General features: G+C 71.6%; 9 protein-coding genes. All 9 read right to left on the bottom strand.

Annotation, left to right across the window (positions count from 1 at the left end):
• Window positions 1–266: 266 nt before the first annotated feature.
• The 9 genes from ACFC1T_RS24650 to ACFC1T_RS24610 all read right to left on the bottom strand — a co-directional run bounded on the left by ACFC1T_RS24650 (window position 267) and on the right by ACFC1T_RS24610 (window position 10,699).
• Window positions 267–1,790: a CoA-acylating methylmalonate-semialdehyde dehydrogenase gene (locus ACFC1T_RS24650; RefSeq protein ID WP_375891820.1), complete on the bottom strand. Its 1,524-nt coding sequence runs from the start codon at window positions 1,788–1,790 to the stop codon at window positions 267–269.
• Window positions 1,791–2,013: 223 nt separating this feature from the next.
• On the bottom strand, window positions 2,014–2,778 hold the full coding sequence (locus tag ACFC1T_RS24645) for a nucleotidyl transferase AbiEii/AbiGii toxin family protein (RefSeq protein ID WP_375891819.1): 765 nt from the start codon (window positions 2,776–2,778) through the stop codon (window positions 2,014–2,016).
• Window positions 2,779–2,910: 132 nt separating this feature from the next.
• Window positions 2,911–3,342: a hypothetical protein gene (locus ACFC1T_RS24640; protein WP_375891818.1), complete on the bottom strand. Its 432-nt coding sequence runs from the start codon at window positions 3,340–3,342 to the stop codon at window positions 2,911–2,913.
• Between the two features lie 131 nt (window positions 3,343–3,473).
• Window positions 3,474–4,868: an NAD(P)/FAD-dependent oxidoreductase gene (locus ACFC1T_RS24635; protein ID WP_375891816.1), complete on the bottom strand. Its 1,395-nt coding sequence runs from the start codon at window positions 4,866–4,868 to the stop codon at window positions 3,474–3,476.
• Window positions 4,869–4,929: 61 nt separating this feature from the next.
• Window positions 4,930–5,733 (bottom strand): ABC transporter permease, encoded by an 804-nt coding sequence (locus ACFC1T_RS24630; RefSeq protein ID WP_375891815.1) that lies wholly within the window; start codon window positions 5,731–5,733, stop codon window positions 4,930–4,932.
• Complete coding sequence (locus ACFC1T_RS24625; RefSeq protein ID WP_375891814.1) at window positions 5,733–6,677, bottom strand: ABC transporter permease; 945 nt, start codon at window positions 6,675–6,677, stop codon at window positions 5,733–5,735. Before ACFC1T_RS24625 ends, ACFC1T_RS24630 begins: the two co-directional genes overlap by 1 nt.
• Entirely contained in the window at window positions 6,674–7,813 is a 1,140-nt protein-coding gene (locus ACFC1T_RS24620; RefSeq protein ID WP_375891812.1) for an ABC transporter ATP-binding protein, read from the bottom strand. Before ACFC1T_RS24620 ends, ACFC1T_RS24625 begins: the two co-directional genes overlap by 4 nt.
• Before the next feature lie 52 nt (window positions 7,814–7,865).
• Complete coding sequence (locus tag ACFC1T_RS24615) at window positions 7,866–9,125, bottom strand: spermidine/putrescine ABC transporter substrate-binding protein (protein ID WP_375891811.1); 1,260 nt, start codon at window positions 9,123–9,125, stop codon at window positions 7,866–7,868.
• Window positions 9,126–9,187: 62 nt separating this feature from the next.
• A complete protein-coding gene (locus ACFC1T_RS24610; protein WP_375891809.1) occupies window positions 9,188–10,699 on the bottom strand; it encodes a gamma-aminobutyraldehyde dehydrogenase in 1,512 nt (503 codons plus the stop codon).
• Between the last annotated feature and the right edge of the window lie 190 nt (window positions 10,700–10,889).

The following is a 10,889-nucleotide window of genomic DNA, read 5'->3' as shown; positions in this document are numbered from 1 at the left end:
TCCGATAAACAGCGCACGCCGAATAAGCACCGAGCCGAGACGCGTAAAAGCGAAACGACCGGCACGAACCGGAAGTGGTGATTCAAGGGATTGGCTGCCTCGGGACCGTCCGCGCAGTCGCGTGTCCGGTGCTCCCTTTCGGGCAGCTCGAAGAACTGTACGCGCATCTGAGTCCGGATGCAAACGGCCTGCAAAAGGGGGCAGGCCGGACCCCGGGGAGAGGGGTCCGGCCTGCCCGGTGCGAGAGCTCGGCGAGCCCTGCGGGCTCAGCTGTTGGTGGGGAAGCCGAGGTTGATGCCGCCGTGCGAGGGGTCCAGCCAGCGCTGGGTCACGGCCTTGCCGCGGGTGAAGAACTGGACGCCGTCGGGGCCGTACGCGTGGGCGTCGCCGAACAGCGAGGCCTTCCAGCCGCCGAAGGAGTAGTAGGCGACCGGCACCGGGATCGGCACGTTGATGCCGACCATGCCGACCTCCACCTCGAACTGGAAGCGCCGGGCCGCGCCGCCGTCGTTGGTGAAGAGGGCGGTCCCGTTGCCGTACGGGTTGGCGTTGATGAGCGCCAGGCCCTCGTCGTAGGAGGCGACGCGCACGACGGAGAGGACCGGGCCGAAGATCTCGTCGTTGTAGACGGACATGCCGGGCTTCACGTGGTCGAACAGCGTGGGGCCGAGCCAGAAGCCGTCGGCGGTCGGGCTGCCGTTCCTGTCCTCGGCGGTGACCGGGTGCTTGCGGCCGTCCACGGCGAGCTCGGCGCCGTCGGCGAGGCCGGACTCCACGTAGGAGGTGACCTTGTCACGGTGCTGGCCGGTGACCAGCGGGCCCATCTCGGAGTCGCCGTTGCAGCCGGGGCCGACCTTCAGGGTGGCGATCCGCTGCTTGATCTTGTCGACCAGCTCGTCGCCGATCGGGTCGACGGCGACCAGGACGGAGACCGCCATGCAGCGCTCGCCGGCCGCGCCGAAGCCGGCGTTGACGGCGGCGTCGGCGGCGAGGTCGAGGTCGGCGTCGGGCAGCACCAGCATGTGGTTCTTCGCGCCGCCGAGGGCCTGGACGCGCTTGCCGTAGCGGGTGCCGGTCTCGTACACGTAGCGGGCGATCGGGGTGGAGCCGACGAAGCTGACGGACTTGACGTCCGGGTGCTCCAGCAGGCGGTCGACGGCCACCTTGTCGCCGTGCACGACGTTGAAGACGCCGTCCGGCAGGCCGGCCTCCTTCCACAGCCCGGCCAGGAAGTTGGCCGCGGACGGGTCCTTCTCGGAGGGCTTCACCACGACGGTGTTGCCGGCCGCGATGGCGATCGGGAAGAACCACATCGGCACCATGGCCGGGAAGTTGAACGGCGAGATGATCGCGACCGGGCCGAGCGGCTGGCGGATCGAGTAGACGTCGATGCCGGTGGAGGCCTGCTCGGTGAAGCCGCCCTTGACCAGCTGCGGGATGCCGCAGGCGTACTCGACGACCTCCAGGCCGCGGGCGATCTCGCCCAGCGCGTCCGAGTGCACCTTGCCGTGCTCGGACACGATGATCTCGGCGAGCTCGTCCCGGCGGGCGTTCAGCAGCTCGCGGAAGGCGAAGAGCACCGTGCTGCGCCGGGCCACCGAGGCGGTGCGCCACTCGGCGAAGGCCGAGGCGGCGGCGGCCACGGCCTGGTCGACCTCGGCGATCCCGGCGAAGTCGACCTGGCCGGCGACCTGGCCGGTGGCCGGGTCGAAGATGTCGCCGCGGCGGGGCGCCGCACCGGCGGTGGCGACCGACCGGCCGCCGATCCAGTGGGTGATGTGCTTGCTCAAGTCCGTCTGCCTCCGAAGTCCCGGGCGGCGTCCTGCCACCGGTCCGGTCTGGCGCCGCCCGCGAGAGGGTCGGGCGACGGAATTCACGGGGCTACCGCGCTCGTCCCCCAGTCTGGTCGCCTCCGGAGTGCGGCTCAACGAACAGGCTGACGGGGATCGCGGATTCAGCCTTACAGGTCGTCCGGTCGCTGCGCCGAACGGGTGGGGCCACGGCCCGGGCGGCTCAGGACTCCTCGTCCTCCAGGTACGGGTCGTGCAGCCCGTCCGCCGCCTCCTGGGTCTCCAGCAGGTCCAGCCGCAGGTCCTGCGCCCAGGCCAGCGCCCACCGCTTGAGCCCGTCCACGGCGCCGGCCTCGACACCGCGGGCACGGAACCGGCCGTCCGCCGCCTCGGCCAGCGTCTCCAGCCGGTCGGCGAGCCCGCTCGGCTGGAAGTCCGGGTCCAACTCGGCGGCCAGGGCGAGCAGTTCCCCCTCACGGTAGTTGCGGGTGAGGGCGTGCACGTCGATCAGGTCCCGCGGCATGCCCCGGTCGACCAGCAGCGCGGTGGTGAGCGCGGCCGCGTCCTCCAGGGCCACCACCGGCAGCACCAACGGGGGCCCGTCCGCCTCCGGGGCGCCGAAGTCCAGCCGGACCGGCCGGTGGCCGAGCGGCTCCTTCCGCAGCTCCACCGAGTGGGTCCGCCCGCCCAGCGCCAGCCGTACGGTCAGCTGTTCCAGCCGCGGCGTGCCGGGCCGCTCGGCGACCCCGCCGCCCGCCGCGCGGTACGCCCCGGTCAGTGCGGCGGCCACCTCGGGCAGGTCGGCGCCGCCGGTGGCCAGGGTGAGTCCGTCCTGCCGGCAGGCCGGGACCCCGTGGGCGCGCAGCGCGTGCCCGCCGGCCAGCGCCAGCCCGTACCGGGTGCAGACGGGCTCGGCGAGGGCGGCCAGGCGCAGCTGGGCGGGGCCCGGCCGGAGGGAGGCGTCGACGGCGTGCGGGGCGGTGGTCACGCCTCCAGTCTGGCCCGGGCGCCCGCCCCGCGCGCTGCCACCCGCCAAGCGCCCGCGAACCGGCGCTCGCCACCGCGACCCGCCCGCGACCCGCCACCCGCGACCCGCCACCGGCGCCCACGGCCCCCCGCGCTACCGGCCGCCGAGCCCGGCCGCCGCCTCGTGCAGGGCCAGCTCCAGCAGCACCGGGTCGTTGAGCCGCCCGGACCCGTCGGGCGGCACCAGCCAGCGCACGCCCCGGCTGCGGCGCCGGGGGTGCGGGACGACGATCCAGGTGCCCTCCCCCGCGCAGCGCACCCCGGTGCCGACCCAGCGGGCGGCGGTGCCGACGGGCACCAGGAAGCTGACGTGCTCCTCGCCGAAGTCGGTGAGGACCGGGCCGCAGAAGCCGGTGTCCAGCACGTCCAGTGCCGGTCGCCCGAGCCGCCCGGGGACGGCGAGGACGTCCCAGCGGCGCCCGGCCGGTAGCAGGACCAGGCCCAGCCCGGTGCGTTCCCACTGCTCCCGGAAGTCCTCCGGGTCCGCTGCCACCTGGGCGAGCCAGTGCAGTCCGGTGCTCTCCATGTCGTGTCCCCGCTCCTCGCCGTTTCCTACGGTCGGACGCGGCGGGAGTGCGAGACCCGCCGTCACCGAGGAGAGGCGGACGGCGGGTCCCTCTTACACGGGTCGCGGGAGATACCCCCGATCGGTGGCGGTCAGCTGTCGAAGCCGAGCCCCATCCGGTCGAGGGTGCGCAGCCAGAGGTTGCGGTGGCCGCCGTTGCGGTCGGCGTGCTCCAGCGAGCGGGTGGTGATCTCGATCCCGGCCCAGCGCACCGGTTCGGGCGGGAACGGCAGCGGCTTGGAGCGCACCATGTCCAGCGAGGTGCGCTCGGTGCGCTCGCCGGCCAGCAGGTCGAGCATCACCTCGGCCCCGAAGCGGGTGGCGCCGACGCCGAGCCCGGTGTAGCCGACGGCGTAGGCGACCTTGCCCCGGTAGGCGGTGTCGAAGAAGGCCGAGAACCGGCTGCAGGTGTCGATGGCGCCGCCCCAGGCGTTGGTGAAGCGCAGCCCCTCCAGCTGCGGGAAGCAGCGGAAGAAGTGGTTGGCCAGGGTGCGGAAGGTCTCCGGGCGCTGGTCGTACTCGTGCCGGACGTGGCCGCCGTAGTGGTAGACGGCGTCGTAGCCGCCCCAGAGGATCCGGTTGTCGGCGGACAGCCGGAAGTAGTGGAACTTGTTGGCGCTGTCGCCGAGCCCCTGCCGGCCGCGCCAGCCGATCGAGGCGAGCTGCTCGTCGCTGAGCGGCTCGGTCATCAGGGCGTAGTCGTACACGGGGACGACGTACGGACGGACGCGCTTGAGCAGGGACGGGAAGACGTTGGTGCCGAGCGCGACCCTGCGGGCGAAGACCCGGCCGTACGGGGTGCGGGCGGCCGTGCCGCTGCCGTGCTCGCGCAGCTCGGTGGCCCGGGTGTGCTCGAAGATCCGGACGCCCAGGCCCAGGCAGGCCTCCTTGAGGCCCCAGGCGAGCTTGGCGGGGTGGACCATCGCCACCCCGTCCTTGTCCCAGAGGCCGCCGAGGAAGGTCGGCGAGTTCACCTCGGCGCGCAGCTGGTCGGCGTCCAGGACGGTGAGGTCGAAGCCGTAGCGGGCGACGGCCTCGGCGACCTCGTGCAGTTCCTCGACCTGGTGCGGCTGGGTGGCGACGTCGATCTCGCCGGTGCGCTCCCACTCGGCGTCGATGCCGTAGCGCTTGAGGGTGGCCTCGATGCCGTCCAGGTTGGCGGCGCCGAGGCGTTCCAGCTGGGCGAGTTCGGAGGGCCAGCGCTCCAGGCCGTTGCCGAAGCCGTGGGTGAGGCTGGCCGCGCAGAATCCGCCGTTGCGCCCGGACGCGGCCCACCCGACCTCGTTGCCCTCGACCAGGACGACGTCCAGCGAGGGGTCGCGCTCCTTGGCGATGAGCGCGGTCCACAGTCCGGAGTAGCCGCCGCCGACGACCAGCAGGTCGCAGGTGGTGTCGCCGACCAGGGCGGGCAGCGCATCGGGCCGGCCGGGATCCTCCAGCCAGAAGGGGGTGGGCCTGGCGTCACTGAGTGCGCGGGCGGATTCCATGCATTATCAGCCACTTTCCACGAATAGGTGATGGTACGTACCACCGCTGACCGACCGTACGTCAGGCGGTGGCCTTGCGGCGGTTGCCGAGCCACTGGCCGGCCACGGTCAGCGCGACCGCGGCCGCGAACATCGCGGTGCCGATGACGTTCACCTGCACCGGGATGCCGCGCTGCGAGGCGCCCCAGACGAACATCGGGAAGGTGACCGTGGTCGGGCCCGAGTTGAACTGGGTGATGATGAAGTCGTCGAAGGAGAGCGCGAAGCTGAGCAGCGCGCCGGCGGCGATGCCGGGGGCGGCCAGCGGGAGGGTGACCCGCAGGAAGGTCTGGACGGGGGTCGCGTAGAGGTCCTGGGCGGCCTGTTCGAGCCTCGGGTCCATGCTCATCACGCGGGCCTTGACCGCCGTCACGACGAAGCTCAGGCAGAACATGACGTGGGCGATGAGGATGGTGGTGAAGCCGAAGGGGATGCGCATGTTGAGGAACAGCGTCCCCAGCGAGGCGGCCATGACGACTTCGGGCATGGCCATCGGCAGGAAGATCATCGCGGTGGTGGCCGAGCGGCCGCGGAAGCGGTAGCGGGCCAGCGCGAAGGCGACCATGGTGCCGAGCACGGTGGCGCCGATGGTGGCGAGCACCGCGATCTGCAGGCTGAGCGAGAGCGACTGGCACATGTCGGCCACGCCGCAGGGGTTGGTCCAGGCGTCGGTGGAGAACTCGTTCCACTCGTAGTTGAACTTGCCGACCGGCTTGTTGAACGAGAAGGCCAGCACGACCAGGTTGGGCAGCACCAGGTAGGCCAGGGCCAGCAGGCCGGCCAGGACCACCAGGTGGGCGCGGACCCACTTCAGGATGCGGGACATCAGACCAGTTCCTCCGTCCCGGCCTTGCGCATGTAGACCGTCACCATGCCCAGGATCAGGGCCATCAGGATGAAGCTCAGCGCTGCCGCCGTGGGGTAGTCGAGCACGTTCAGGAACTGCTTCTGGATGCCGTTGCCGACCATCTGCTCGCTCGGCGAGCCGAGCAGCTGGGCGTTGATGTAGTCGCCGGAGGCGGGGATGAAGGTGAGCAGGGTGCCCGCGACCACGCCCGGCAGCGAGATCGGGAAGGTGACCTTGCGGAAGGTGGTGAACGGCCGGGCGTAGAGGTCGCCGGCCGCCTCGTGCAGCCGGGGGTCGATCCGCTCCAGCGAGGTGTACAGCGGGAGGATCATGAACGGCAGGAAGTTGTAGGTGAGGCCGCAGACCACGGCCAGCGGGGTGGCGAGCACCCGGTCGCCGGAGGTGAGCCCGACGGCGTTGGTGAGGTCCAGGACGTGCAGGGTGTTGAGCGCGCCGACCACCGGACCGCCGTCGGACAGGATGGTCTTCCAGGCCAGCGTGCGGATCAGGAAGCTGGTGAAGAACGGCGCGATGACCAGGATCAGGATGACGTTGCGCCAGCGCCGGCTCGCCTTGAAGGCGATGGTGTAGGCCAGCGGGTAGCCGATGGCCAGGCAGAGCACGGTGGCAATGGCCGCGTAGGAGAACGAGCGGACGAAGTGCCACTTGTACTCGACCAGGGCGTCCCAGTAGGTGGAGACGTGCCAGGTGACCTTGAAGCCCGCCTCCAGCGAGCCGGTCTGCAGCGAGGTGGACGCCTGGTAGACCATCGGCACGGCGAAGAAGACGACCAGCCAGGCGATGCCGGGCAGCAGCAGCCAGTACGGGGTGAGCTTGCGCCTCGGCTTCGGCGCGGGTTCGCCGAGCGGACTGCGGTCCGGAGGCGTGGCCCGGGGGGCGGCCGCCGGGGTGGTGGTGGTCATGCGGCCTCCTCCGCGGTGCCCGCGTCGATCGCCTGCGCGGCGTCCAGGGCGAAGGAGTGCGCCGGGTTCCAGTGCAGCTGCACGGGGGCGCCGGGGACGATCCGGGCGTCGCGCTCCATGTTCTGCTCGAAGACGGTGACCTCCTGGCCGCCGTCGGTGCGCACCACGTACTGGGTGGAGACGCCGATGAAGCTGGAGTCGAGCACCGTGCCGGCGAGCCGGTTGCGGCCCTCGGCGACCGGCTCGGAGGCGTGGCTGATGGTGATCTTCTCCGGGCGCACGCCCAGGTGGACCCGCTTGGCCTCGGTGGCGCAGCGCGCCCTCGGCACCGCGAGCCGGGTGCCGGCCACCGTGAGCAGCAGGTCCTCGCCCGCGCCGCCGGTGACCTCGGCGGGGAGCAGGTTGGACTGGCCGAGGAAGTTGGCCACGAAGGTGGTGCCGGGGTTCTCGTACAGGTCGGCGGGCGCGCCGAGCTGCTCGACCCGGCCGCCGTTCATCACCGCGATGGTGTCGGCCATCGTCATGGCCTCCTCCTGGTCGTGGGTGACGTGCACGAAGGTGATGCCGACCTCGGTCTGGATCCGCTTGAGCTCCAGCTGCATCTGGCGGCGCAGCTTGAGGTCGAGGGCGCCGAGCGGCTCGTCCAGCAGCAGCACCTGGGGGTGGTTGATCAGGGCGCGGGCGACCGCGACGCGCTGCTGCTGGCCGCCGGAGAGCTGGTGCGGCTTGCGCCGCGCGTACTGGCCGAGCTCGACCAGTTCCAGCATCGACTCGACCTGCTTCTTCACGTCCTTCTTGCCGCGCCGGCGCAGGCCGAAGGCGACGTTCTCGAAGATGTCCAGGTGCGGGAAGAGCGCGTAGCTCTGGAAGACGGTGTTGACCGGGCGCTTGTACGGGGGCAGCGCGGTGACGTCCTGGCCGCCGATCAGGACGGTGCCGCTGGTGGGCTCCTCCAGGCCGGCGATCATGCGCAGGGTGGTGGTCTTGCCGCAGCCGGAGGCGCCGAGCAGGGCGAAGAAGGAGCCCTGGGGCACGGTCAGGTCGAGCGGGTGGACGGCGGTGAAGGAGCCGTAGGTCTTGCCGATGCCGGTGAGGCGGACGTCGCCACCGGCCGCGGCGCGCAGCTGGTCTGTCATGGGGTGTCTTCCTGGGTCTTTCTGCCGGCAGTGTCTGGTGGACGCGTGGGGGTCAGGCGCCGATGAGCTTGGAGAACTTCTGCTCGAAGTCGCTCTCCTCGCCCTCGGTGAGGGTGCGGAACACGTGCGCCTTGACCGCCATCTCGGGGGTGGGTACGACCAGCGGGTTGGCCGCGCTGTCCGGGGCGAGGGTGGCGAGCTCGTCCTTCATCCCGGTGACGGCGGAGACGTAGCCGATGCCCGCGACCAGCTGCGCCGCGATCTTCGGCTGATAGTAGAAGTCGATCAACTTCTCCGCGTTCGCCTTGTGCCGCGCCTTGGCCGGGACCAGCATGTTGTCGGTCGAGGCGAGGTAGCCCTTCTCCGGGATGACGAACTCGATGTCCGGGTTGTCGGCGCGCAGTTGGATCAGGTCGCCGCCCCAGGCGACGCAGGCGGCGATGTCCCCGGAGGACAGCTCCTGGCCGTAGTCGTTGCCGGTGAAGCGGCGGATCTGCTTGTCGTCCACGGCCTTCTGCATCCGGGCGATCGCACCGGCGTAGTCGTCGGCGGTGAACTTCGCCGGGTCCTTGTCCATGTCGAGCAGGACCATCCCGATGCTGTCGCGCATCTCGGAGAGGAAGGTGACCCGGCCCTTGAGCTCGGGGTCGTCCAGCAGCTGGGCGACGCTGGTGACCTCCTTGCCCTTGGTCGCCTTCCGGTTGTAGGCGATGACGGTCTGGATGCCGGCCCAGGGGTAGGTGTAGAGCCGGCCCGGGTCCCAGTCGGGGGCGCGGAAGCGGGCCTCGACGTTGGTGATCGCGGTGGTGACGTTCGCCGGGTCGAGCTTCTGCGCCCAGCCGAGCCGGATCAGCCGGGCGGCCATCCAGTCGGTGAGCACCACCAGGTCGCGGCCGGTGTCCTGGCCGGCCGCCAGCTGCGGCTTGACCTTGCCGAAGAACTCGACGTTGTCGTTGATGTCCTCGTTGTACTTGACCTTGATGCCGGTGGCCGCGGTGAAGGCGTCCAGGGTGCCGTGCTTCTCCTTGTCCTTCTCGTCGGTGTCGATGTACAGCGGCCAGTTGGAGAAGTCGACCTCCTTCTCGCTCCCCGAGTGGTCCTCGGCGGCGTTGGCGGTCGAGTCACCGGTCGTCCTGGGGGCGGCCGGGATGCCGCAGGCGGCCAGGGTGCCCGCCCCGGCGGTCAGGGCGGCGGCGCGCAGCAGGGTGCGGCGGCCGACCGCGGCCCGACCGCTGGTCAGACTGCGTTCCCAGGCCCTGCGGACCGGTTCGGGCAGACCGTCGGTGAGCTCGTTGAACGCCTTGAACGCCATGGAACGGGCCTCCTGGGGGAAGAAGGGTGCGTGGGGGGAGCACCCGGGGCCTGCGGGGGGGGTTATCGGTCTCCGAAGACGGTGCGGTGCCAGTCCTTGCGGGCCACCGCGGTGGTGTCGAACATGACGTGCTTGACCTGGGTGTACTCGTCCAGCGAGTACTGGGACATGTCCTTGCCGTAACCGGACGCCTTGTAGCCGCCGTGCGGCATCTCGCTGATGATCGGGATGTGGTCGTTGACCCAGACGCACCCGGCGGCGATCTCCCGGGTGGCGCGCAGCGAGCGGTGCACGTTGCCCGTCCAGGCGGAGGCGGCCAGGCCGTACGGGGTGTCGTTGGCGAGCCGCAGGCCCTCGTCGTCGCCGTCGAAGGGCAGCACCACCAGCACCGGGCCGAAGACCTCGCCCTGGACCACCTCGCTGTCCTGGGCCGCGCCGGTGATCAGGGTCGGCGCGTGGTAGGCGCCCCGGGTGAGGTCGAAGCCGTCATGGCCCTTGTCCGATGCGGGGCCGCCGGTGACGACGGTGGCGTAGGAGCGGGCGCGCTCGACGAACCCGGCCACCCGGTCCCGGTGGGCGAAGGAGACCAGCGGGCCGAGGTCGGTGTGCGGATTGCGGGGGTCGCCGATCCGGACGGCCGCGAAGAGCTCGGCGACGCCGGCCACGAAGGCGTCGTAGAGCGGGCGCTGGACGTACGCGCGGGTGGCGGCGGTGCAGTCCTGGCCGCCGTTGATCAGCGAGGCGGCGACGGCGCCGTGCACCGCGGCGTCCAGGTCGGCGTCGTCGAAGACCACGAACGGGGCCTTGCCGCCGAGTTCCAGGTGGGTGCGCTTGACGCTCGCGGTGGCGAGTTCGGCGACCCGCCTGCCGACGGCGGTGGAGCCGGTGAAGGAGACCATCGCGACCCCCGGGTGGGCGACCAGGTGCTCGCCGGCGGTGCGCCCGGCGCCGGTGACCACGTTGACCACGCCGTCCGGGATGCCCGCCTCGGTGCAGGCCCGGGCGAACATCACCGAGGTCAGCGGGGTCAGCTCGGCCGGCTTGAGGACGATGGTGTTGCCCGCCGTGATCGCCGGGAGGATCTTCCAGGCGGCCATCTGCAGCGGGTAGTTCCACGGCGAGATCGAGCCGACCACGCCGATCGCCTCGCGCCGGACGTAGGAGGTGTGGTCGCCGGAGTACTCGCCGGCCGCCTTGCCCTCCAGGTTGCGGGCGGCGCCGGCGAAGAACGCGGCGTTGTCGACGGTGCCGGGGACGTCGAACTCGGTCGCCAGCTTCACCGGCTTGCCGGTCTGCGCGGTCTCCACCCGGGCGAGGTCGTCGGCGGTCGCGCCCAGGACGGCGGCCAGCCGGGTGAGCGCCTCGGACCGGGCCCCCGGGGTGGCCGAGGACCAGCCGGGCAGGGCGTCCCGCGCGGCGGCGACGGCGGCGTCCACGTCCCCGACGGTGGCCAGCGCGACCTCTTCGACCACCGTGCCGTCGGCGGGGTTGACGACCTGGAAGGGCTCGCCGCTCCCCCGGGCCTGACGGCCCGCGATGTACTGCGCGCCCGCGCCGAAGTCGGTCAGGTCCATCTGGGTTCCTCCAAGTGCCGGCGGTTCGACCGCGCTGCGGCGAAACGCTTCCGCGGTGGGGGTCTGCGGTCCCGCTGACCTTGCCAACTGCGGGGTTGACGTGACAAGGGTCACTTCGACAGTCTCGACACGAAGGGCCTTACAGAGTGCAAGGCTCCTCGCAGGGCAACAGGTCGTCGCGACGATGCAT

Origin of the sequence: Kitasatospora sp. NPDC056076, assembly GCF_042266305.1 — a bacterium.
Taxonomy (GTDB): domain Bacteria; phylum Actinomycetota; class Actinomycetes; order Streptomycetales; family Streptomycetaceae; genus Kitasatospora.
Note: the sequence above shows the minus strand (reverse complement) of the source record. Positions and strands in the feature narration are given on the sequence as shown.